This window comes from Labrys sp. F242 (assembly GCF_057813875.1).
The window spans coordinates 672,442-695,223 of the sequence record NZ_JBVASG010000002.1; the positions used below are offsets into that span (position 1 = coordinate 672,442).

Annotated in this window: 23 protein-coding genes; 8 read left to right on the forward strand and 15 right to left on the reverse strand. The window is 64.5% G+C overall.

Translation table 11 applies throughout. The features are described from left to right. Positions 1-63 precede the first annotated feature (63 nt). Positions 64-966 (reverse strand): LysR family transcriptional regulator, encoded by a 903-nt coding sequence (locus ACZYTC_RS18615; RefSeq protein WP_434959013.1) that lies wholly within the window; start codon positions 964-966, stop codon positions 64-66. A gap of 162 nt (positions 967-1,128) precedes the next feature. Here ACZYTC_RS18615 and ACZYTC_RS18620 point away from each other — a divergent pair, with 162 nt between their 5' ends. The 3 genes from ACZYTC_RS18620 (at position 1,129) to ACZYTC_RS18630 (ending at position 4,274) form a co-directional block, all read left to right on the forward strand. Beyond that, on the forward strand, positions 1,129-2,490 hold the full coding sequence (locus ACZYTC_RS18620; RefSeq protein WP_488990265.1) for an ABC transporter substrate-binding protein: 1,362 nt from the start codon (positions 1,129-1,131) through the stop codon (positions 2,488-2,490). Between the two features lie 75 nt (positions 2,491-2,565). Continuing rightward, positions 2,566-3,444 carry a carbohydrate ABC transporter permease gene (locus tag ACZYTC_RS18625; RefSeq protein ID WP_434959011.1) on the forward strand — a complete coding sequence of 293 codons (879 nt, stop codon included), beginning with the start codon at positions 2,566-2,568 and terminating at the stop codon, positions 3,442-3,444. Beyond that, entirely contained in the window at positions 3,444-4,274 is an 831-nt protein-coding gene (locus ACZYTC_RS18630; RefSeq protein ID WP_441772135.1) for a carbohydrate ABC transporter permease, read from the forward strand. Before ACZYTC_RS18625 ends, ACZYTC_RS18630 begins: the two co-directional genes overlap by 1 nt. Before the next feature lie 75 nt (positions 4,275-4,349). Here the strand turns inward: ACZYTC_RS18630 and ppa are convergent, their stop codons facing one another. From ppa to ACZYTC_RS18655, 5 genes are all read right to left on the reverse strand, one after another. Next, positions 4,350-4,889: an inorganic diphosphatase gene (ppa, locus tag ACZYTC_RS18635; RefSeq protein ID WP_434959009.1), complete on the reverse strand. Its 540-nt coding sequence runs from the start codon at positions 4,887-4,889 to the stop codon at positions 4,350-4,352. 196 nt (positions 4,890-5,085) lie between these two features. Continuing rightward, positions 5,086-6,126, reverse strand: a complete 1,041-nt coding sequence (locus ACZYTC_RS18640; RefSeq protein ID WP_434959008.1) for an ABC transporter ATP-binding protein — start codon at positions 6,124-6,126, stop codon at positions 5,086-5,088. A 13-nt stretch (positions 6,127-6,139) separates the two neighbouring features. After that, a complete protein-coding gene (locus tag ACZYTC_RS18645; RefSeq protein ID WP_441772270.1) occupies positions 6,140-7,633 on the reverse strand; it encodes an ABC transporter permease in 1,494 nt (497 codons plus the stop codon). 184 nt (positions 7,634-7,817) lie between these two features. Beyond that, a complete protein-coding gene (locus tag ACZYTC_RS18650; protein ID WP_434959007.1) occupies positions 7,818-8,843 on the reverse strand; it encodes an iron ABC transporter substrate-binding protein in 1,026 nt (341 codons plus the stop codon). 435 nt (positions 8,844-9,278) lie between these two features. Next, on the reverse strand, positions 9,279-9,788 hold the full coding sequence (locus ACZYTC_RS18655; protein ID WP_434959006.1) for a GNAT family N-acetyltransferase: 510 nt from the start codon (positions 9,786-9,788) through the stop codon (positions 9,279-9,281). 236 nt (positions 9,789-10,024) lie between these two features. On the opposite strand from ACZYTC_RS18655, the gene hemH reads away from it, so the two are divergent. After that, positions 10,025-11,068, forward strand: a complete 1,044-nt coding sequence (gene hemH, locus ACZYTC_RS18660) for a ferrochelatase (RefSeq protein ID WP_488990266.1) — start codon at positions 10,025-10,027, stop codon at positions 11,066-11,068. 32 nt (positions 11,069-11,100) lie between these two features. Here hemH and ACZYTC_RS18665 read toward each other — a convergent pair whose 3' ends face one another. Further along, positions 11,101-11,637, reverse strand: coding sequence for an invasion associated locus B family protein (locus tag ACZYTC_RS18665; RefSeq protein ID WP_434959004.1), 537 nt, complete (start codon positions 11,635-11,637; stop codon positions 11,101-11,103). A gap of 246 nt (positions 11,638-11,883) precedes the next feature. On the opposite strand from ACZYTC_RS18665, the gene ACZYTC_RS18670 reads away from it, so the two are divergent. Next, positions 11,884-12,096, forward strand: a complete 213-nt coding sequence (locus ACZYTC_RS18670; RefSeq protein WP_434959003.1) for a hypothetical protein — start codon at positions 11,884-11,886, stop codon at positions 12,094-12,096. Positions 12,097-12,141: 45 nt separating this feature from the next. Here ACZYTC_RS18670 and ACZYTC_RS18675 read toward each other — a convergent pair whose 3' ends face one another. Then, a complete protein-coding gene (locus ACZYTC_RS18675) occupies positions 12,142-13,326 on the reverse strand; it encodes a cytochrome-c peroxidase (protein WP_434959743.1) in 1,185 nt (394 codons plus the stop codon). Positions 13,327-13,511: 185 nt separating this feature from the next. On the opposite strand from ACZYTC_RS18675, the gene ACZYTC_RS18680 reads away from it, so the two are divergent. Then, the gene (locus ACZYTC_RS18680; RefSeq protein ID WP_488990358.1) at positions 13,512-15,083 is read left to right on the forward strand and encodes an acid phosphatase; all 1,572 of its coding nucleotides are present in this window, start codon (positions 13,512-13,514) and stop codon (positions 15,081-15,083) included. 252 nt (positions 15,084-15,335) lie between these two features. Here the strand turns inward: ACZYTC_RS18680 and ACZYTC_RS18685 are convergent, their stop codons facing one another. The 3 genes from ACZYTC_RS18685 to ACZYTC_RS18695 all read right to left on the reverse strand — a co-directional run bounded on the left by ACZYTC_RS18685 (position 15,336) and on the right by ACZYTC_RS18695 (position 18,123). Further along, complete coding sequence (locus tag ACZYTC_RS18685; RefSeq protein ID WP_488990267.1) at positions 15,336-15,692, reverse strand: endonuclease domain-containing protein; 357 nt, start codon at positions 15,690-15,692, stop codon at positions 15,336-15,338. 18 nt (positions 15,693-15,710) lie between these two features. Then, positions 15,711-16,772 (reverse strand): threonine aldolase family protein, encoded by a 1,062-nt coding sequence (locus ACZYTC_RS18690; protein WP_488990268.1) that lies wholly within the window; start codon positions 16,770-16,772, stop codon positions 15,711-15,713. 67 nt (positions 16,773-16,839) lie between these two features. After that, positions 16,840-18,123 carry an MFS transporter gene (locus tag ACZYTC_RS18695; protein ID WP_488990269.1) on the reverse strand — a complete coding sequence of 428 codons (1,284 nt, stop codon included), beginning with the start codon at positions 18,121-18,123 and terminating at the stop codon, positions 16,840-16,842. A gap of 172 nt (positions 18,124-18,295) precedes the next feature. On the opposite strand from ACZYTC_RS18695, the gene ACZYTC_RS18700 reads away from it, so the two are divergent. After that, entirely contained in the window at positions 18,296-18,907 is a 612-nt protein-coding gene (locus ACZYTC_RS18700) for a CGNR zinc finger domain-containing protein (protein WP_488990270.1), read from the forward strand. Between the two features lie 16 nt (positions 18,908-18,923). Here the strand turns inward: ACZYTC_RS18700 and ACZYTC_RS18705 are convergent, their stop codons facing one another. The 4 genes from ACZYTC_RS18705 to ACZYTC_RS18720 all read right to left on the reverse strand — a co-directional run bounded on the left by ACZYTC_RS18705 (position 18,924) and on the right by ACZYTC_RS18720 (position 21,410). Beyond that, positions 18,924-19,418, reverse strand: coding sequence for a DoxX family protein (locus ACZYTC_RS18705; protein ID WP_434958999.1), 495 nt, complete (start codon positions 19,416-19,418; stop codon positions 18,924-18,926). Between the two features lie 20 nt (positions 19,419-19,438). After that, positions 19,439-20,194 carry an HvfC/BufC family peptide modification chaperone gene (locus ACZYTC_RS18710; RefSeq protein WP_488990271.1) on the reverse strand — a complete coding sequence of 252 codons (756 nt, stop codon included), beginning with the start codon at positions 20,192-20,194 and terminating at the stop codon, positions 19,439-19,441. After that, the gene (gene bufB / locus ACZYTC_RS18715; RefSeq protein WP_441772142.1) at positions 20,194-21,057 is read right to left on the reverse strand and encodes an MNIO family bufferin maturase; all 864 of its coding nucleotides are present in this window, start codon (positions 21,055-21,057) and stop codon (positions 20,194-20,196) included. Before bufB ends, ACZYTC_RS18710 begins: the two co-directional genes overlap by 1 nt. Positions 21,058-21,128: 71 nt before the next feature. Further along, a complete protein-coding gene (locus ACZYTC_RS18720) occupies positions 21,129-21,410 on the reverse strand; it encodes a BufA1 family periplasmic bufferin-type metallophore (protein ID WP_149252839.1) in 282 nt (93 codons plus the stop codon). Positions 21,411-21,739: 329 nt separating this feature from the next. On the opposite strand from ACZYTC_RS18720, the gene argC reads away from it, so the two are divergent. After that, positions 21,740-22,699 carry an N-acetyl-gamma-glutamyl-phosphate reductase gene (gene argC / locus ACZYTC_RS18725; protein WP_488990272.1) on the forward strand — a complete coding sequence of 320 codons (960 nt, stop codon included), beginning with the start codon at positions 21,740-21,742 and terminating at the stop codon, positions 22,697-22,699. The last annotated feature ends 83 nt before the right edge of the window (positions 22,700-22,782 follow it).

The following is a 22,782-nucleotide window of genomic DNA, read 5'->3' on the forward strand; positions in this document are numbered from 1 at the left end:
AAATGATATTAACTCACCCCCACCATAACCTGACGGAATATCGCGACTACCCGCAAGCTCCGTTCACGCCAGTGTCCCCTGCTCGTCCACCAGTTGCTCAAGCAGGTCGAGCGAGCGGGTGAGGATCGGAAACTCGCTGGTCGAACGACGAAAGCAGGCGCCCGAGGCAAAGCGCCAGAACGGGTCTTCGAACAGGAGCTTTTTCAGGCCGGCGGCTTTGGCCATCGCCTCGACCTGCACCGGCGCCAAGGTGAAGTAGGAGGTGCCGCTGATGATCCGGAAGCTTGCCGCCAGGGTCTCCACCTCCATGACGATCTCGGGCGAGCGCAGGCGCCTGTCGCGAAAATAGGTCTTCAGGCGTTCGACCACGGTGCCGTCGCGCTTGTAGACGATCCAGCGGCGATCACTGAGGTCTCGGGCGGCCACGCTGTCCGACTGAGCCAGCGGGTCGTCGCCGCAGCAATAGACGCACATCTCGACATTGAACAATTGCCGGGTCTCGATGCCTTCCGGCGGTTCGCCGCGCAGGATGCCGAGCAGCAGGTCCACGCGCCCCTCCAGCAATTGCGGAAAGGTCGTATCGGCGAGGTTGTAGTCGAGGGTGAACCGTGTCTGCGGAAATTCCAGACTCAGCCTTTTCACCAGGTCCGGAGCGATCGCCATCTGATAGGACATGCCCGCCGCGATGGTGAACATCTCGACGCTGCCCTTGCCGAGCGCCCTGATCTCCTCGCGGGCGTGACGATGATGGGTTTCGATCGCCCGCGCGCGCTCGAGCAGTTTGCGGCCGGCGACTGTGAGTTCCATGCCGCGCGTGGTGCGGTGGAAGATCTGGCTGCCGAATTCGAGTTCCAGCCGGCGAATGGTCTTGGTGAGGGCCGGTTGCGACAGGCCGATCTTTTCGGCTGCCGCCGTGAGATTGCCCTCCCGCGCCACCGCGAGGAAAGCCTTGAGATTGCGATCCATGCCATTCCCAAAAGTTATGGATAGATGCACTCAATATCATTTTCCAAGCTTGGCGGCAGTACCTATCGTGCAATCCGGAGCGGGGCCAATTCCGGTTATGGGCGGAGCCTGGCGGCAGACTCCCGGCCGAGCGGTCGGAGTATCGGACAAGGGAGAACTCGAATGAGCCATCGGCATGCCAAACCCGCGATCCTCGCCGCCCTGTGCATGTCGATATCAGCCACAGGCGTGGCGAAGGCCGAGGCCCCCTTCGCGGAGGTTGGCAAACAGGCGCCGATCACGGTTCTGATCAATGCCTCGCCCTGGTACAAGGGCTTTGAAAAGGCCGTCGAACTGTACGAGGACCAGACTGGTAACGTGGTCAATCTCGAGGTTACGCCGTTTGACGGCATGCTGGAAAAGGCTCGCTCGGCCGTGCGCAACGGTGGCACCAGCCCGCTCGATCTGGTGAACATGAACGGCCTTTCGGCGGTAGAGTTCTATGAAGGCGGTTTTCTCACGCCGTTCACGGATATCGATCCCGATTTCAAATGGCCGAAGGAAGCCTACACCTATGGCGACAGCAATTGCTGGGACGCCGGGAAGCGATATCCTGATTGCAGCACGGGCAAGGTGATGGGCTTTTCGCCCAACGGCAATGTCCAGCTCTATTACTACCGCAGCGACGTCTTCAAGGAGAAGGGCCTCAAGCCGCCGGCAACCTTCGACGAGGTGCTCGCCGACTGCAAGCTGCTGCACAATCCGCCGGCCGCCTACGGCTATTTGCAGCGCGGCGAGAAGGGCAATGGCATCTTCTATGACTGGATGGCCTATATGCTCAGCTATGGCGCCAAGGCCGAGGCCGACCCCGCCCATGGCGACTACACGGTGACGATCAACAGCCCGCAGGCCAAGCTGGCACTCGACAAGTTCATCGAGATCAGCCGCAATTGCGGCCCCGCCAATTACGCGAGCCTGGGCCAGGGCGACGTCATCCAGCTCATGCAAACAGGCAAGGGCATGCAGGGACATGCCGTGGTCGCAGCCTTCCCCAATTTCGACGATCCGCGCAAATCCGCCGTTACAGGCCAGATCGATGCGGCCGTCCTGCCCAAGGCGAACGCCGAAGCGGAACCCGGCATCGCCATCGGCAACCTCATTCTGGGAGTGCCCGCCAATGCCTCGGAAGCCGGCAGGAAGGGCGCGGTGGCCTTCGCCAAATGGTTCCTGACCTATGAGGCGCAATATGCCTATGCCGAGGCGGGCGGCATTCCGGTGCGCAGCGACGTGCTCTCCTCCGACCTCAGGAACCGGCCGGAATTTCGCTGGATGCCGGCCTATCAGGATTCGCTGAAATATGGCCGCCAAGTCTTCTTCTATGCGGAAGGCACGACCATCAGCAACAATGTCGGCCTGCGCATCAACCAGGCTCTGGTCGGGGAAATGAGTTCGGCCGCCGCCCTCAACCAGATCGCCCGGGACATGAAGGCCCTCTTCGAGAAGAACGGCCGCAAGACCGGCATGCTGCCACCCTTGCCGGAATGACCCCGACAATCGCACAGGGAACGGGAGGAAGCCGGTTGCCGTGACAACGGTGCCGCCATTCTGAAAGGGGAAAGTGTGTCCGATTTCGTCGACCGCCACCTCGCCTGGTTCATGCTGGGACCGGCCATGCTGGTCCTGCTGGCCCTGACGATCTATCCCGTGCTCAACCTGATGGCGATGGCGTTTGCCGACATCCGCTTCGAACAGGCGCGGGAAATCTGGACCTTCCGGCCTCTGGATAATCTGCGCCAACTCGCTGGAGATGAAGTCTTCCGGCGAGCCCTGCTCAACACCGTCGTCTTTGCCGTGGCGGCCGTCTGCCTGGAAATGCTGATCGGGCTGGCACTGGCCATCCTGGTCTCGTCGCTAAGCGGCCTGAAGGGGCTGGTGCGAACGGTGCTCATCCTGCCCGTCCTGATGCCGCCCGTGGCCATCGGCTCGATGTGGAAGCTGATGTACAATCTCGACTTCGGCGTGCTGAACCAGGCCGTAACCGCCATTGGCCTGCAGCCGATCAACTGGCTTGGATCGAGCTCCCTCGCTTTGATCTCGGTGATCATCGTCGACGTCTGGCATTGGACGCCCTTCGTCTTCCTCATCCTGTTCGCCTCGGTCGAGGGCATTTCGAAGGATATCGTCGATGCCGCCAGGCTGGATGGTGCGGGCAATTGGGACATCGTCACCCGGATCATCGTGCCCTTGATCTGGCCGCCACTGCTGGTGGCCGCGCTGTTTCGCATCATCATGGCCTTCAAGGTGTTCGACCAGGTGTTCCTGCTCACCTCGGGCGGCCCCGGCAATGCCACCGAGGTGGTGAGCCTCCATCTCTACAAGGTCTATTTCCAGGAGAACCAGCTCGGCTACGGCTCGATGCTGTCGCTGGCGATCATCCTGGCGCTGCTCTGCTTCATCTGGATCAGCCGGCGTGCCGGAAAAGCCATGGAAGCGCGCTGATGCTGGAGCTTCGCGGCAACTCCCGCGCCATCGGCTACGGCCTGATCGCCCTTGGCGTCTTCATCACGATCGCCCCCTTCCTGTGGATCGCGCTGCAGTCGCTGAAGAACGAGATCGATATTCTGCGTGGAAGCTGGCTGTTTGCACCGAACGGGTTCAACTACGCCGACGTGCTCTATTCGCGGCGCTCGGATTTTCCCGCCAACATCCTCAACAGCCTCATCGTCGCCGCGACCTCCACGGTCTCAGTGCTGGTGATCGGCACGCTGGCCGCCTATGCGCTGACCCGGCTGACCGTGAAGCCCTGGATCTCCAGATTGTTCCTGGGCTGGACGCTGATCTTCAACATGCTGCCGACGCTGACCCTGGTCGGGCCCTGGTACCTGATCTTCCGCCAAGTCGGGCTGGCAGGCTCGCTGACGGCCCTGGTGCTGACCCACATCACCCTCAATCTGCCGATGACGATCTGGATGATGATGGCCTATTTCCGGGAATTGCCGCAGGAGCTCGAGGACGCTGCTCGCGTGGACGGCTGCCGGCAGATCGACGCCTTCTGGCGGATCCTGCTGCCGCTGACGACGCCCGGCCTGATCGCGGCGGGCGTGCTGGCTTTCGTGTTCTCGTGGAACGAATTCTCGGTGGCGCTGACACTGACCGATCGCTCGACAGCGACGGTACCGGTCGCCGTCGCCCGCTTCGCCCAGCAGTTCGAGGTGCAATATGGCCAGATGGCCGCCGCCTCGGTGCTATCGACCATCCCTGCCGTGGTGTTGATGTTCTTCGGCCAACGCTTCGTGGTGCAGGGGCTGACCATGGGCGCCGTGAAATGACGGCGCCCAGCGCAGGCTGTCCGGCATTGGGGGCGAACGACCGCGCTCGCCGTCCAACCCGCGCAAAGGGCAGCCTCAGCCCTTGTTGCTCGCCTTGTAGCGTTCGATGGCCGCGAGGATCATCGCCTCCGCTTCCTTGGCGTCGCCCCAGCCCTCGACCTTGACCCACTTGTTCTTCTCGAGATCCTTGTAGTGCTCGAAGAAGTGCTCGATCTGCTTGAGGGTGATCTCCGGCAGGTCGGTATAGTTGTGCACCTTTTCGTAGCGGCGGGTCAGCCGCGACACGGGCACGGCGATGATCTTCTCGTCGCCGCCGGATTCGTCGCTCATCTTCAGGACGCCGACAGGACGCACCGCGATCACGGCGCCGGGGATGATGCCGCGCTGGTTGGCAATCAAGACGTCGATGGGATCGCCATCATCGGACAGCGTGTGCGGAACGAAGCCGTAATTGCCGGGGTAGCGCATCGGCGTGTAGAGGAAGCGATCGACCACGAGCGCGCCGGAATCCTTGTCCATCTCATACTTGATGGGCTCGCCGCCGACGGGAACTTCGACGATGACATTCACCTCATGCGGCGGATTGCGTCCGGTCGAGATCGCTTCGATACGCATCGTAGATCACATCCTGTAAGGCAGGTTCTGGCGCAGGATGCCTCCAGACCCCGATCAGACTGCAGCCTTATGCGGAACGCGGATGCGTTTCAACCCGAAGATCACAAGAATATGATGCCAGTTTCACGGGAAACACTGACGGATGCCCCTTCCGTCACGGGAGTGTCACAACGGAGGCTGCCGCGGCAGCATCCCTCTATGCTTCGAAAACATGGGCCGGCCCCGCCACGCTCAGGCGCACGCGCGTGCCGGTCGGCGGCAGATCGAGGCCGGTGCCGGTGATGCGAAGCCGATTGCCATCGGCCAGTTGCACCGTCACGGCCCGCAGAGCACCGCCGAATTCCACGTCCACCACGCTTGCAAAACAGCCCTGCGCGGCCTCGTCCGTGCTCGGCGTGAACTTGACCTGCTCGGGGCGCAGCATCAACTCGACATCGCCGCGCCGGCCATGCGTGCCGGCAGCGAGCCGGCCGAGCACGCAATCGACCCAACCGACCCCGGCCTCCCCCTTCAGCAGGATAGCCTCGCCCAGAAACAGCGCCGTCTCGCGATCGCACGGCCGGCGGTAGAGATCGTGAGGTGCACCGGCCTGCACCAGCCGGCCCTCGCGCAGCACGGCGACCTGGTCGGCGAAGGACAGCGCCTCGGTCTGGTCGTGGGTGACGAGGATGGTGGTGACGCCGGCCTCCTGCAGCAGGGCTGCCACCGCCTTGCGGGTCGCCTCGCGCAGGCCGGTATCGAGGGCGGAGAAGGGCTCATCCAGCAGCATCAGCTTGGGCTGGCGCGCCAGTGCCCGAGCCAGGGCCACGCGCTGCTGCTGCCCGCCGGAAAGCTGGTGCGGCCGGCGCTCCAGCAGGCGCGGATCTAGATCGACGGTGCGCATCAAGGCGCGGATACGCTCGTCCCGATCCCTGGCACCCCGTTCCAGGCCGAAACCGATATTGTCGGCGATGGTGAGGTGGGGAAACAGCGCCCCGTCCTGGGTGACGAAGCCGATGCCGCGGCGATGGGCGGGCACGATGGCAGGGCCATCCGCCAGGACGGTACCGTTCAGGGCGATGCGGCCGGCATCCGGCCCCTCGAAACCGGCGATCAGGCGGAGCAGCGTGGTCTTGCCGGATCCGGAGGGGCCGACGATGGCGGTGCGGCTGCCGGACGCAACCTCCAGGCTGACGCCATCGAGCGCCACCATGGCGCCATAGCGCTTGCCGGCCTTGTCTATGGTCAGGAAACTCATTGGCTCGGGAAACTCATTGGCCGATCGATCGCCTGGACTGATAGTGAAGCAGGAGGGTGAGAGGCAGCGACAGCAGCACCATCAGGAGCGCGAAGGGCGCCGCCGCCACATAGTCGATGTCGTTGGTCAGCGACCAGAACCGCGTCGACAGGGTGACCGTGCCGTTGGGGGCCAGCATCAGGGTCGCCGTCAGCTCCGTGGTGATGCCGAGGGCGACCAGCGCCATGCTTGCAGCGACGCCCGGGGCCGACAGGCGCATGGTCACCTGCCAGATCGCCTTGAGCGGCGGGCGCCCCAGTGCCATCGCGGCCCGTTCGAGCTCGATGGGTGCCTGCGCCAGACTGGCCCGCAGCCCGACCACGGCCCGTGGCAGGAACATCAGGCCATAGGCCAGCAGCAAGGTCGTCATGGTCTGATAGAGCGGCAGGGCGACCCGCACGGTGATCGTCACTAGCGCCAACGCCACCACCACGCCCGGGAGTGAGCCGACATAATAGTGGCAGGCCTCCAGCACCTTCTGCAGGCGGCCCGGTGCGCGGACCGACAGCCAGGCCATCGGCAGGGCGGCCAGCGTGGTCGCGGCCCCGCCGAGCAGGGCGAGGCCGAGGGTCTGGCCGAGGGCTGTGCCGATATCGCCGGACGCCCAGGCCGCCGCGCCGCCGATAGTGAGCCAGCGCGAGAGCGTCAGCAGCGGCACGCCCAGCGAAAGGAGAGCGAGGCCGAGCGGCAGCGCCAGCCAGATCGGAGTGGCCAGGCCGAGCCGCGCACGCGCCGCCGGACGGGCAGCCCCGGAGCCGACGCGGGCATAGCGCTCCTGGCCACGCAGACGGCTTTCCAGCCCCAGCAACACGAGGCAGGCGAGCACCAGCACGCCGGCGAGCATGTTGGCGGCCGGGCCGTTATAGGCCGACTGGAACTGGTCGACGATCGCGGTCGAAAAGGTGTCGAACTCGATCATGGCATAGAGGCCGTATTCGGCGAGGAGATGCAGGCCGACCAGCAGCGAACCGCCGCAGATCGCCAGCCGCAATTGCGGCAGGATCACCCGGAAGAACACGCGCGAGGGCGACTGGCCCAGGCTCGCCGCCACGTCCTCGAGTGCCGGGTCGAGCCGCCGCATCTGGGCAGCCACCGGCAGATAGAGGAAAGGCAGATACGCCATGATCGAGACCAGGACACCGCTCCACAGGCCGCGCATGCCCGGCACCAAGCTGATCCAGGCATAGGAATGCACGAAGGCCGGCACGCCGAGCGGCGCCACCGCGAGCCAGGACCAGATGCGCGCGCCCGGCAGGTCGCTGCGCTCGGTCAGCCAGGCCAGAGCCACCGCCAATACGATGGCGATGGGAATGGTGACGGCCTCGAGCAGGACGGTATTGACCAGCAATTCGCCGACGCGCGGGCGTACCACCAGTTCATAGACGGTCTGCCAGCCGGTCTGAAGAGTGATGAAAATCACGAAGCCGAGCGGCAGCAAGGCGAGCAGGGACACCAGTACCGCAGCCATGGCGACCGCATTGCGCCCGGTGAAGCCGGGTGAAGATACGCGCAAACTGCCGATTTCGGGCTGAGGTGACGTCGATGACACGAGGTGTCCTGAAAAGCGAAGGCCTCCGGCGCAGAGCCGGAGGCGCGATGATGTCAGGTTTATGTCGGCAGCGCCATATCGGCGCGGCGCGGTGTACGGTCGCTCAGAGCAGGCCGGCCGCCGTCATCAGGTCGCTGACCTTCTTGCTGTTGAGCTGGGCCGGGTCGATCTTGGGAGCATTCAGATCGGCCAGCGGCACCAGCTTGGCATTGGAAGCGGCATCCTTGCCGACCGCATATTCGAAGGAATTGCCGGTCTTCAGGATTTCCTGGCCGCCCTTGCCGGCAACCCACTTCACGAAGGCCTCGGCTTCCTTCTTGTGCTTGCTGGAAGCGAGCACGCCACCACCCGAGATGCTGACGAAAGCGCCCGGATCCTGGTTGCGGAAGTAATGCAGCGCAACGTTCTTGGAGTTCTCGCCGGTCTTGGCCTGGTCGCCGAACCAGTAGTACTGGTAGATGATCGCGCCTTCGACCTCACCGTCATTCACACCCTTCATGGCGATACCGTTCTTCTTGAACGGCTTGACGTTGGCCTTCATGCCCTTCAGCCAGGTCGCGGTGGCCTCCTCGCCCTTCAGGGCCAGCAAGGCGCTGACGATGGCCTGGAAGTCGGCGCCGGCCGGCGCTGCACCCCAGCGGCCCTTCCAGGACGGATCGGCCAGATCGAGCAGGGACTTCGGCAGCTTGTCCTCGGTCAGCTTGGTCTTGTTGTAGGCGAACACCGTGGTGCGCGCGGCGATGCCGATCCAGCGACCATGCGAGGGCTTGAAGGCCTCGGGCACCTCGCCCAGCGTCTCGGCCGATAGCGGCGCGAACAGCTTGGCGTTGTCGACCAGCACCATGGCCGGCGAATTCTCGGTGAGGAAGACATCGGCGGGCGATTTGTCGCCTTCCTGCACCAGCTGGTTGCCGAGTTCGGTGTCTCCGCCATTGCGGAGCGTCACCTTGATGCCGGTTTCCTTGGTGAAGGCCTCGGCCCAGGCCTTGGTCAGGCTTTCATGCTGCGCATTATAGACCGTGATGCCCGCATCCTCGGCCTGGGCGCCCAGGGGAGCAGCGAACAAAGCAGCGGCAAGGGCGACGGCCCCCGCGAGGGCTGCACGGCGATGCGGCAGGAAAACTCTCATCAGAACCTCTATCGGTTGGCTTCAGCCAAGGGATTGATTGAACACCCGATCTCTAGGCTCACCGAGAAGTTCCCGTCAAACACTTTAGATTAGAATTAGAATTATTAAAAACTAGATATTCATACCATTTATTATAGAAATGGTATCGGTCATCTGAGGAATCTCGAAAGGAGGACTTGCGCCTCTACACGTCCGCAGAACTATACGCTGGATTTTTTATCGACCGCCATGATGATACCGAGGATTACAAATGCGTAACCGGCACCTCGGGCTACCTGATGCCTCGCTCGCGCATCCCTGGCCGGTCGTGCCTTCCGGCAATGAAGAAAGACGACCGCCATCGAATTGATGACCGCGCTCGGAAGGTGATGGGAAACAAGAGGGTCATCGACCGATCGGACCGCTGGCAAAAATGCAAACCAGCCCAGGCCTCGTTCAGGCGGCCCAGCCGAAGGCGATCTTCTGCAGCTTCACGTCGCCGAAGCGCTCCACCATGCTGTCGACGGACTGGCCGCCGAGGCGCCGGTAGAAATCGCAGGCCCGCACATTGTCGGCCAGCGCCCAGACCACCATGCCCTTGACGTCATGGCCGTTGAGATCGCGGCGCACCGCGTTGAACAGCCGCTTGCCCAGGCCGATGCCCTGATATTCCGGACGCAGGTAAAGCTCGAAGATCTCACCCTGATAGGGCAGTCCGACGGCCCGGTTGCGGCCATAGGTGGCATAGCCGGCGATTACGCCGCCAAAGGCCATCACCACGATGCGGGTCTTGCGATCGATGGCATAGCGCCACCATTTGGCACCACGCCGCTCGACCAGGCGCTCGAGCTCACGGCCGGGAATGACGCCACGATAGGCGTAACGCCAAGCGACGTCATGCACATCGGCGATGGCATGGGCGTCGTCCGGGCGAGCCAGACGGATTTCGATGGCGTCGGTCCTCATGGCAGAAAGATAAGCGGGCCTGGGCGGTTCCTGCAAGTGAATTGCTCGTAGGAATGCGGCCGCCGGCGCAATGCGCGTCGGAGCGGCCACGCTGTTTCGCTTCAGCGCCTTGTTTGGACAGGAGTTTGCGATTCCCAGTGGTTTCACCGGGTTGCCAGGCGCCATGGCGTCGCGCCCGCACAAATCTGTTGCAAGCCAGACGCTCAGCCTGTTGAAAGGCCTGGAAAGGACCCGGCATGACTTCTCACCTAGCAAGCGCTCTTCCCGTTCCGGCGGATCATCCCGTCGGGGCCAGCGGAAGGATCGGTGTTCTCCTGGTCAATCTCGGCACCCCGGACGCGCCGACCTACTGGCCGATGCGGCGCTACCTCAAGGAATTCCTGTCCGACCGGCGGGTCATCGAGGTCTCGCGCCTGCTGTGGTGGCCGCTGCTCAACGGCATCATCCTGACGACGCGGCCCGGCAAGAGCGGCGCCAAATATGCCTCGATCTGGGACAAAACCGAGAACGCCTCGCCGCTCCTCGTGATCACACGGCGCCAGACCGAAAAGCTGGCCGAGACCTTCGCCGCCGATTCCCGCCTGACGGTGGATTTTGCCATGCGCTACGGCAATCCCTCCATCGCCTCGCGCATCGACGCCCTGCGCGCCGAGGGCTGCGACCGCATCCTGATCGTGCCGCTCTACCCCCAATATGCGGCGGCAACCAGCGCCACGGTGTGCGACAAGGCCTTCGAACATCTGATGACCCTGCGCTGGCAGCCGGCCGTGCGCATCGCGCCGCAATGGCATGACGACCCCGTCTATATCGAGGCCCTGGCCAGCTCCGTGCGCCAGAATCTCGCCAAGCTCGACTTCGAACCGGAGGTGCTGCTGGCCTCCTTCCACGGCGTGCCCAAGACCTATCTGATCCAGGGCGACCCCTATTACTGCTTTGCCATGAAGACGGGGCGGCTCCTGCGCGAGGCGCTCGGCTATGACGAGGCCCGTTTCAAGATCACCTTCCAGTCCCGCTTCGGCAAGGAGGAGTGGCTCAAGCCCTATACGGACGAGACCGTGGAAGGGCTGGCCAAATCCGGCGTGAAGCGCCTCGCCATCGTGGCGCCTGGCTTCGTGGCCGACTGCCTGGAAACGCTGGAAGAGCTCGGCGAGGAGAACAAGGAGATCTTCCAGCACAATGGCGGCGAGCACTTCGCCTATCTGCCCTGCCTCAACGACAGCCCCGAGGGCCAGCGCGTGCTGGAACATGTGGTCACGCGCGAATTGCAGGGCTGGGTCTGACGGGAAAATAGTCGCCCCAATGCGGGCTGGTACTACTTCAAGATGGTAGCCGCCCGATCGAGTGCCGGGCCGAATCCCTTGAGCGAAACCGTGAAGACGAGCGGCTTCACGCTGTCGTCGACCGACTTGGCCGTGAGCTTGAGCTGCTTGCCGGCCTTGAGCGCCGTGATGGTGTTGGCATCGAGTGCCAGGGGCACCAGGCAGCCCGCGGGGATGCAGGTCTTGTAGTTCAGCGGCTTGCCGCTGATCCCGGCATCCAGGGCGAGGGACACGCCGGCATCGAATTGCAGGCCGAACGGCATCACGAGATTGCCGGTGGTACCGCCGTCCGCCGTGGGGTTCAGCTCGACCGCCAGCACGCGCTGGCCGGTCTTGGTATCGCTCTGGACCTGCTGAACCGCGCATTGCTTGGCATTGTTGACGACATTGCAGAGCACGCGCCAGTCCTCATAGCTCTCCTGGATGGAGGAGGCCCCGCCGGGCAGCGGCGATTTGGCAGGCGCTGCATCCTGGGCCTGGGCGGCACTTACCAGAAGGGCAAAAGCGAGACTAAGGCTGGTCTTCAGCATCGATTCCTCACGGCAGAAAGGCGTCATGCCCGGATGAGGGCAATGGCCGCAGCCATGACACGAATATCGCCTTCTGGCGATAGGGCCCTGCCGAAAAACCCGATGCTTTCGACACTTGATATGCCGTTACGGTAGGATGGCACGCCCCAACCTCCCAAGGCCGACCCTTTCTCCTTGACTTGCCGCGGCTTCGCGATCCAACTGACCGGGGGAAAGATCCGGGGCATCTTGCACGAGGTGACGACCATGGACATCGACAAGGCCATTGCATTGGTTTCCGCGGCCGGTATCGAACTCACCGACCGACGCCGCAACGACAGCGATGACGGCTGGTCCCTCAGCTTCTCCAACGGCGCAGCGCTGGAAATCCGGGACAATGGCGAAGTCTCCGCCTCCGGCAAGGGCGCCGAGGCGGTCACGGGCCTGCTGGGTCTGCCGGGCCAGTCCGCGGGAAGCTGAACCGCATGAAGCGCAGGCCAGAGGGCCGTCGCTTCGATCCGATACTCACTTTGCCGGCTCATAGCCGTCGGTGAGCGTGCCTAGGAAGACCACGACATCGTCGATCTCCGCCGGTGTCAGCGCCGGTTCGTCGCCGGCCTTGCGGTCGAAGGGCGGGTCGGTGTTGATGTTCGCCTTTGCCGCTTCGGGCAAATCGTCATATTTGTCGATGCTGCCGTCGGCCTTGCGCGGATACCAGCGTTCCGGATGGGTTTCCCGCTCGACATAGAAGCGCACGGCATCGCGCAGGGAATGCATGGTGCCGTTGTGGAAGAAGGTCTTGCGCAGGGCAATGTTGCGCAGGGTCGGCGTACGGAACAGGCCGCAATAATCCTCGCGCTTCAGAAAGTCGGTGCGCAGCGGCCCGCACAGGCCGAGATCGTGATAGGCCGGATCCTTGTTGGCGGGAATGTCGGGGTTGCGCGGCACGGCCAGCGCGATCTGGCCGTAATCGGTGAATTGCGGCGGCGTGCCGTCATTGCCGCGCTGGCTGATATGGCAGGAGGCGCAATTGCCCTTGTCTGCCGCGTTGAACAGGTCCAGTCCCCGAGCCTCCTGGAGCGTAAGCTCGGCCTTGCCGGCCAGAACTGCGTCATATTTGCTCGAATAGGGATAGAAGGTCCGGTAGTCCTGCTGGAACACTTCGAGCGCCTTGAGGGCGGTCTTGTAGACCAGGGCGGGATCGCCGGCCGCCTTCGGCCCGGCAATGGCGGCGATGGCCTTGCCGTGCCCAGCGGCGAGCACGCGGCGGGCCACCTCGGCCCCATCCCGATTACCCATCTCGAAATCCGAGAGCAGCGGAATCCGGGCCTGATCCGCGCCGCGGTCGACCCGCCCGTCCCAGGTCAGGCCTCCCGTGGGGCCGTTGTCGACGCTCTCGTCGGCCTCATCCTCGGAATCGTAGAAATGTTCGGTGAAGGGCGGCACCACCTGCAGATATTTCAAGGAGGGCACGGCACGCACACCGGACCGATGCATGTCGCCGCCGCCGAGCTGCACCGCGCGATCGTTTACCGGCCCGAAAGCATGAGCGGGATCGTGACAGGAGGAACAGGCAAGCTTGCCCGACCCCGACAGGGAGGGATCGAAGAAGAGGGAGCGGCCGAGGGCGCCGAGGGCCTGCGCCTGCTGGCGTACTTGCGCGCGCGACATCGCACGGGACACGTCTTGGCCGGCCTGGACCGAGGTCATCGCCAGCAACGGCAGGGCGAGCCCCAGGGCTCCGCCCAATCGCCTCACACGCCTGTTGCAAAGAAAGCTTATGGCTGCATTCCTTCATTGCGATCGGGGGTGGCTTCCGCCGCCAGCCCGGATAAGATGAGGGGCTGAGGGGAACGATAGCAACAAGCAAATCGATGCAGGAGACCCAGATGCGCATGAAACCTGCGGCGGTCGTGTACGCGTTGAGCCTTTCCATCGCGGCGTTCGGGCCGGCGCTGGCTGCCGAAAGCGCTTCAGGCCAGAAAGCCAAGCCTGCGCCCGGAACGTCCGAGGATCTGAAGCTGATCGACACCGTGGTGGTGATCTATGCGGAAAACCGCAGCTTCGACAATCTTTATGGCAGCTTTCCGGGCGCCAACGGCGTGGCGAAAGCACCCGCAAGCGCGCGCATCCAGCGCGATCGCGACGGCAAGCCCTTCCGCCAGTTGCCGCCGATCTGGGAAGGCCTGACCGCCAAGGGCGTGACACCGCCGGTCACCCAGGCCGAGACCGAGCACCTGCCCAACCTCCCCTTCCATGCGGATGACTCCAAGGGTTTCAACCTCAGCTACGGCACCATTACGCGTGACCTCTGGCACCGCTATTACCAGAACCAGATGCAGATCAATGGCGGGCGCAATGACAGATTTGTCGCCTATGCCGATTCCGGCGCCTTGGTGATGAGCCTGTGGGACGGCTCGAAAACGGCGATGTGGCAGGTCGCCCAGAAATATGTCCTGGCCGACAATTTCTTCATGGGCGGCTTCGGCGGTTCGTTCTTCAACCATCAATGGCTGGTCTGCGCCTGCGCGCCCTATTACCCCAACGCCGACACCAGCCCCGCCAAGCCCTCGATCGCGGTGGTCGAGCCCGATGGGGTGACGCTCAAGCCCGCCGCCAACTCGCCGAAATCGGCGATGGACGGCATCCCGAAATATGCCGGCGACGGCAATCTCACGCCTGATTTCTATGCCGTGAACACCATGCAGCCGCCCTATCAGCCGAGCGGCAACGACCCAGTGAAGGGCGGCGACAAGGCGCTGGCCGATCCTGCAAAGCCGACGACGCTGCCGCCCCAGACCGAACCGACCATCGGCGACCTGCTCAGCCTCAAACATGTGAGTTGGGCCTGGTATGGCGGGGCCTGGCAGGACGTGCTCGACCACGGCAACAAGACGCCGATCCCGAATTTCCAGTATCACCACCAGCCGCTGAATTATTACGCCAGCTTCGCACCGGGCACTGCGGCCCGGGCCGAGCATCTGCGCGACGGCGGCCTGGCAGGCGTGGAATTCATCAAGGCGATCGACGCCGGCAAGCTGCCGCAGGTCTCCTTCTACAAGCCGCAAGGCGACCTCAACGAGCATTCGGGCTATGCCGACATCCAGGCCGGCGACGCCCATATCGCCGATGTGATCGCCCATCTCGAGAAGAGCCCGCAATGGCCGCATATGCTGGTCGTCGTCACCTATGACGAGAATGGCGGCTTGTGGGATCACGTCGCCCCGCCCAAGGGCGATCGCTGGGGCCCCGGCTCGCGCATCCCGGCCATCATCGTCTCGCCCTATGCGCGCCGCGGCATTGTCGACCACACCCCGATGGACACCACCTCGATCCTGCGCTTCATCACGCGCCGCTTCGAGCTGCCGACCCTGCACGGCATCACCGTGCGCGACACGGCGATGGCCGCCCGCAAGCAGAAGCTGCTCGGCGACCTGACCAGTGCGCTGGTGTTGAAGGACAAGTAAAGGCCCGCATCGTAGCGCGGGTGCGCCGAATAAAGCACAGGAATCCCTCCCCGACTTCGGGGAGGGTGGCCGAGCCCAGCGAGGTCGGGTGGGGGAGAGTGGCACTAACCAGGCTAGCAAAAGCGAACTGGCGCCACTCTCCCCCTTCCGTCGCTGCTGCGCAGCGACACCTTCCCCGAAGCCGGGGAAGGATAATTGCGTTTCGTTTTGAAGGGACGGCAAAGGTGGAAGGGTAGCCTCAGCTTGAGGGAGTTACCCCTCCTCTTCTTTCCAGCGGCCGTGCAGTGCCTCGAAGATTGTATCGATCACCGACGGGAGTGCATGATCGACGTCGTAGTTCGAAAAGCGCAGGATTTTGAAACCCCGCTCCGCCAGGAAGGCATCGCGGATGCCATCCCGGGCAAGCCCTTCAGGCATTGCATGCTGGTTCCCGTCGACTTCGATGATTAAGCGCCGGCGCAAGCAGGCAAAATCCGCAACATAGCAACCGATCGGAACTTGGCGCCGGATATGGAATCCCTGGGGCCGCAGTACGCGGAGGCGCTGCCAGAGTTTGATTTCCTGCCGAGTCAGCTTTTTACGCAACTGCCTCGCCGTTGCGACCGACATGCCACCTCGCCGCTCCCCCTACCCCACCAGCGCCAGGAACCTCTTCACCTCTTCATCCTTCGTCGCGAAGGAGGTGACCAGGCGCACGAGGTCGGCATCGGCGGCGGGCCGCCTGTCAGCCTGTAGGCCGTGAACAGGCCATTCATAGAGGCGGGCACCGGCCTGCCTCAATTGGGCGATCACGGTCTTCGGCAGGATGGCGAAGACTTCGTTGGCCTGCGTCTCATAGCCGAGTTGATGACCCGCCGCGACGAGGCCCTGCGACAAAGCCGCCGCCATGCCATTGGCGTGGCGAGCGAGATCGAGCCAGTGATCGTTCTCCAGCATGGCCAGGAACTGCGCGGCGATCGGCCAGGCCTTGGAGACGACATGACCGCTGCGCTTGCGCAGCCATTCGATCTCGGCCGCCTTCTCCGGCTCGAACAGCACGACAGCCTCGGCCATCAGAGCGCCATTCTTGGTGAGGCCGAAGGCCAGGGCATCGACACCCGCCTTCCAGGTGATGTCGGCGGGGCTGATGCCATCGGCCTTCTTGAGGAAGGCGAAGGCATTGGCGAAGCGCGCGCCATCCATATGCACCTTGAGGCCCCGTGCCCGGGCGATCTCGGTCAGGGCGGTGATCTCACCCCGGCGATAGACCGTGCCGCTTTCCGTTGCCTGGGTGATCGACAGCACGGCCGGCTTGGGGATGGCAGAGCCGGAGCCCGAGCCCCGTGCCAGTGTGGCCTCCAACCCGGCCGGGGTCAGCTTGCCGCTGGCGCCGGCGATCGGCACCAGGCGCGCACCATGGGTGAAGAACTCTGGCGCACCGGCCTCGTCGCCGACGATATGCGCCTCTTCATAGGCATAGACAGCGCCATAAGGCGGACTGAGGGCACTCAGGGCCAGGGAATTGGCGGCGCTGCCGGTGGCAGCGAAGAGCACGCCGACCTCGCAGCCGAACAGATCGGCGAGGCGTGCCTTCAATTCACGGGTAAGATCATCCTGCCCATAGGCAGGGGCGATACCATCGGCGCCGCGGGCAAGCGCCTCGATGATCCTGGGGCTGGCTCCAGCCCAATTGTCGCTGGCGAAATTCATGCCTTGAAGTAGAGCGCTCCAGGCCTGATGCGCAAGGGGGAAGAGGCAAGCTTTCCGGTGCGACGTGTCAGCGCTCCCAACCCTTGCCGCGCGGCCAGGGCAGCAGGACGAAGCTGGCGATGCCGGCGGCCAACAGGACGATGATCACCACAAAGACGGGCGTGAAAGGATCGGCTTCCTGGGCCGCCGCGAAGGATCCCACCAGTCCCGTCAGCCATTGCATCACGGCGACGCCGAGGAAGATGGCGGTGTTGAACACGGCGAAGGCCCGGCCGACGACCTCCTCGACATAGGCGGCGCGGACATCGGCATATTGCAGGATGAAATAGCCGGTCATGAATCCGAGCAGGACCACCGCGATGACATCGACGAGGCTCGACGACTGCCCGGCCAAGGCCGCAAAAGCGGCAATGCAAAAGGCCGCGCTGGCGACGATCCAGTAGCGCCGGCCGCGATTGCCCGGCTTGAGCAGGCCGAAAACGGGTGGACCGAGCAGGGCTGCGACCGAGGTCGCCAGCATGATGTGCCCACTGACGACGAGGCCGAAGCCGTGCCGATCCATCAGCATCGGCACGGCCCACAGACCGCGCAAGGTGAGGAAGGCGGCATAGGAGACACCGCCGAGCAGCAGGATGCCGAGCGTATGCCTCTGCGCGAGAAGGGGACCTATCTCGGCAAAGGCGGCAAGCAGCCCCGGACGTTTGCGCTCACGACCGGGTTCGACCCTCTCGTCCGAAACCAGCAGGACATTCGCGGCCAGGACGATCGCCGACAGGATCGCCAGCACCAGGAAGCCAGCCCGCCAGGACCAGATTTCGACCACGAAGGCGAGCGGCGTGCCGGTGATCAGCATGCCGATGCCGCTGAAGCTCAGCACCAGGCCGGAGAGCCGCGCAAATTGCGAGGCTGGATAGCGGTTGGTGACGAAGACGATGGCGCCGAGGAAAGCCGGCGCGCAGCCGATGCCGATCAGCACCTGGCTGGCGACGAGCACGGGCAGGTTCGGTGCGAATACGGACAGGAAGGAGCCGGCGCAGGCCAGCAGGAATGCCGCGCTGACGGTACGGCGCGGACCGAAAAGGTCGAGCGCGACGCCGATGGGAATCTGCGCCACCGCGAAGGACAAATGAAAGGCGCCGGCGAACAGCCCGATCTCTTGGGTGGAAGCGCCAAACTCCCGCTGCAACTCGCTGGCGAACAGGGTTGCGACCGTACGAAAGGCCTGGCTCATGGCCGCCACCGCGGAGAGGGCCGCGAGCATCGCCCAGAGCGGAATTGCGGCTTGTGCCCTGGTGTGGGGAACGGATCGCCGTTGGTCTTTCGACACGGCTTTGCGAGCTTCGGTCAGCATGGCGCCCTCCTCGCATCGGTTTCATCAGGAATTTATAACCATCATGATGGTTATAGCATCGACCTCCTTGCCTTGACCGTCAACCCCCATGGGGGTTAGAAATACCTAGCAGCCGTCAGCGTTGATCGAAAACCCGGCGGGTAGCCCCAGAGGCCAGAGGGAGGGAGCGGCCATGCTGATTGCTCCGGTGCGCGCCGATCTCTGCATCGACTATGCCAATACCCGCTCCTGGCGGGGCCGGGAAAAGCCCGTCGAGCGGTTGAACGGCATGGCGGACTTGCTGGCCTGGACGGCGCGGCAGGGTGACGAGGTGCCTCGGCTGGCCGAACAGGCAACGCATTGGTCGAAGGCGCATCCCACGGCGGCGGACCGGCTCTTCGACGAAGCCATCAGGCTTCGGGAGACGCTCTACCGCAGCCTCGCAGCGGTTGCGCAGAACCGGGGGGTAGAGGAGCAAGACTTCTCGGACCTGGCGCAGGCGATCGCACAGGCCCCGCCACGAAACCGTCTGGTCCGCTCGCAACAAGGCTATGCCTGGACCATCGGCGCCTTTGAACCAGCCGCCGCTTATCTGCTCGCCCCGGTGCTATGGTCGGCCGGCGATCTCATTCCCGCCGCCGAGCGTTACCGCATCCGGTGCTGCGCCAATCCCGAATGCCGCTTCCTGTTCCTCGACGAAAGCAAGAGCGGTACCCGCCGCTGGTGCGACATGGCCACCTGCGGCAATCGCGCCAAGGCCAGCCGACATTATGCCAAGGTCAGGCAAAGCGACATCGGCGCATAGGCAACGCCGCCTCACCTCAGGCGAACGCGACCTTGCGGCCGGTCCAGCGGGCGATCAGGGCGTCGAGGGAGAAGAAGCCGCCGCCGAACTTGGCGAGATAGAGGGCGCAGACCATCCAGGGCAGGTGCTCGTTGTAATGGTCGGGATAGACGAAGAGCTGGATCACCAGCGCCATGCCGAACAGGCCGAGGCCGCCGAGCCGCGTCGCCAGCCCGATAAGGACCAGCACGGAGAACACGCTCTCGCCCAGCAGGGCCAGATGGGCGGCGAGCTCCGGCGGCAGCAGCGGGAGCTTGTATTCTTCCTGGAAGAGATAGACGGCGCTGTCCGACAGGGAGAACAGCGTGCCGTCAGCCACCTTGGTGCGCGCCGACCACCAGAACACCCGAAACAGGGCGATACGGGCGATCAGGGCGATCAGCCAATGCGGGATCAGCGTGAAGAGGTGGATCAGGCGATCCGCCAATCCCGGTGCTGCCGGGCCGGGGGATGCGAATGTCGTGCGGGTCATGGCAACACTCTCCGGCAGGTTCAGATCTCGAAGCGGCGGGCGATGCCGGCCGCAACCAGCCCCGCAATGGTGGCGGCTAGGTCGAAATCAGGGGTTTCGGCGAAAGCAGCCTCTGCCGCCGCCTCCAAGGGGTGCCGGGCCAGCAGGGTGGCCAGGAAGGCATGGCCGCCCGGCGGCAGGATCTGCACCTCGACATCGAGGCGGGGACGGGTCACCAGCACGTCTTCGCCGGACCAATCCGCGATCTCCCGCGCCTCGCCGCCGGCATTCATCTGCCAGATCGTCGCCACCGGGAAGGCCGAACGCAGGAGACGCGCCGCCGGATGGATCTCGACCCGCACTTCGTGCAGCCGTGCAGGATCGAGGCCGCTGAGGGCGGCCGGCGAGGCAGACTCGGCATCGGCGGCGTGATAGGCCTGGGCCCGGGCAATCTCCAGGCGCATCACGTCGGGCAGATAGGCGACCGCCCGCGCCGGCTCGAAGGCTTCGGTGAAGGCCGGCAGATGATCGCCGTAATCGAGAAGCAGCGGCGAGCGCGGCGGATGCTCGCGCGCAAAGCGGATGGCGAGGGCCCGGAAGAAGTCGGCGCCGACGATGGCGATCGAGGCCGGAAAGCGGCTCTCCAGTGCCGCGGCGAGGCTGAGCGCGACATTGTCGCGATAGACGGCGAAGCGCCGGTGCGGCGCCACGCCATTATGGGCGGCGAGCCCCTGCGGCAGCGCGGCGGCCGGGTCGAGCACGGCCTGCCGGAACGAGGATTGCATCTTGGCGAGCATCAGGCGGCCCTCGCTCGCATGACCCGTGCCATCGCGGCCTCGGCAAGCGCGGCCTCGCGGGCGAGCACCGGCCAGTCCGGCACGTCATTGTCCCATTCGATCAGGGTCGGCAGCCGCCCGGTCCGGGCGATGACGCGTTCATAGAGCGCCCAGACCGGGTCGGCCACCGGCCGGTCATGGGCGTCGATCAGGAGCGGCGCGCCGGCATCGTCGACCGTCTCGGCATGGCCGGCGAGATGGATCTCGCCGACGAGATCAAGCGGGAAGCGATCGAGATAAGCTTCGGGCGAGGTCGCGTGATTGGTAGCGGAGACGAAGACATTGTTGATGTCGAGCAAGAGGCCGCAGCCGGTACGCCCCGCGATCTCGCGCAGGAAATCGGTCTCCTCGATGGTGCTCTCCTCGAACAGGAGATAGGTCGAGGGATTCTCCAGGAGCATGGGCCGCCCCAGCGTCTCCTGCACCTCATCGATATGCGCGCAGATACGCTGCAATGTTTCGGTGGTATAGGGCACCGGCAGGAGATCGTTGAGGAAGACCTCCTCATGGCTCGACCAGGCCAGGTGCTCCGAAAAGCTCGCCGGGCGATAGCGTTGTTCGAGCGCCTTCAGCCGGGCGAGATGATCCTTGTCGAGCGGCCGCGCCGCGCCGATCGACAGGCCGACGCCGTGCAGCGACAGTGAGTAGTTCTCGCAGATGGCCCGAAGCTGGGCATGCGGCGGACCGCCGGCACCCATGTAATTCTCGGCATGAACCTCGAAGAAGCCGATGTCGGGCCGGGTCGCGAGAATGGTCTCGACATGCTCCGGCTTGAGCCCGGCGCCGGCGCGCAATGGCAGGGTCGTGCTGGTTGCTTTGCTCATGGCGTTCTCCGAGATGGGGAGGGCGCGGGAGCCATCGCCGTGAGGCGACGAGAGCCCCCGCGAGCTCGATATCAGCTCTTGACGGGCGTCAGCGAGCCCATGCCCGTCGGGGTCTTCATGGTGACGCAGCTGCCCTTGGGCACCAGCTTGAAGGACTGGCCGTCATAGTCGATCGTCGACGTGCCTGCACAGGAATGGGCACCGGCCGCGCAGTCGTTCTGGCCCTTGAGGGCGACGCCGTAGCACTTCTCCTTGGAATCGTCGGCCCTGGCGGGAGCCGACAGCAAAGCGGCGGCGCTGGCGACGGCGCCGGCGAGAGCGAAGGCGGTGCTGGCCTTGGTGAACACGGACATGGGAGTTTCCTTCTGTTGCTGGATGGCGGAAACGGCCTGTCGCCGCTCCGCATGAACAGGACTATGACCCGCTCCGGCAGCGGAGCCAAATCAAGTGAGCGTGCCGAAAACCACACTTTTTGCGCTAAAACATGTGATTCCAGCCGCTGTAACGATATTCGTCGCCACAGCGTAAGTTGTTACCTCGTCGTTCCAAGATGAGGATCAGGGTATGATCCGCGCGCGCCGGGAAGGACCTGCCCCATCGATCCGACATTGACAGTGACACCTCTTGCTCCGATATAGCCAGCGTTCCCGACAGCCCGCCTCTCCTCAAAGGAGGATCAGACATGGCCGCCCTCTCCGATCTCGCCGAAAAGCCGCACCAGGCCGGCGTCGTCCGTACCGTCTTCATCGACGGCGAAGCCGGCACCACGGGCCTGGGCATCCGCGAGCGATTGGCGTCGGTGGCGCGCATTGCCCTGCGCAGCATCGCGCCGGAACTGCGCAAGGACGTCGCGGCGAAGAAGGCGCTGCTGGCCGAAGTCGACCTCGTGGTGCTCTGCCTGCCCGATGCCGCCGCCAAGGAAACGGTGGCGCTGATCGGTGAACTCGACGGCCGCAAGCCCAAGGTGCTGGACGCCTCGACCGCCCATCGCGTCGCCCCCGGCTGGGTCTATGGCTTTGCCGAACTGGCGCCGGACCAGGCCGCCAGGATCGCAAGCGCCAGCCACGTCGCCAATCCCGGCTGCTACCCCACCGGGGCGATCGCCCTCCTGCGGCCGCTGGTCGATGCCGGCGTGATCCCGCAGGACTATCCCGTCACCGTCAATGCGGTGAGCGGCTATTCCGGCGGCGGCAAGTCGATGATCGAGGCCTATGAGGCCGGTACCGCGCCGTCCTTCGAACTCTACGGCCTGACACTCGAGCATAAGCATGTGCCGGAACTGCAGGCCTATACCGGCCTGACGCGCCGGCCGATCTTCGTGCCTTCCGTCGGCAATTTCCGCCAAGGCATGCTGGTCTCGGTGCCGCTGCATCTCGACACGCTGACGGGCAAGCCGAAGGCAGCGGAGCTGCATGCGATTCTCGCCGACTATTATGCCCGTGCCAAGTTGGTGAACGTGGAGCCGCTGGACGGTGCCGGCAAGATCGAGGCGGAAGCGCTCAACGACACCGACCGGCTGGAGCTTCGCGTCTTCCCGAACGAAGCCCATCGCCAGGCGGTGCTGGTGGCGCGGCTGGACAATCTCGGCAAGGGCGCTTCCGGCGCGGCCGTGCAGAACATCCAGCTGATGCTGGGCGTCTGAGTACGCCTGCAGTCGGACCGGGCTTCTCGCGCAGGGGCCAGGAGTCCGCATAGCACTCGGCCAGGCCGAATAAAGCCGGATAA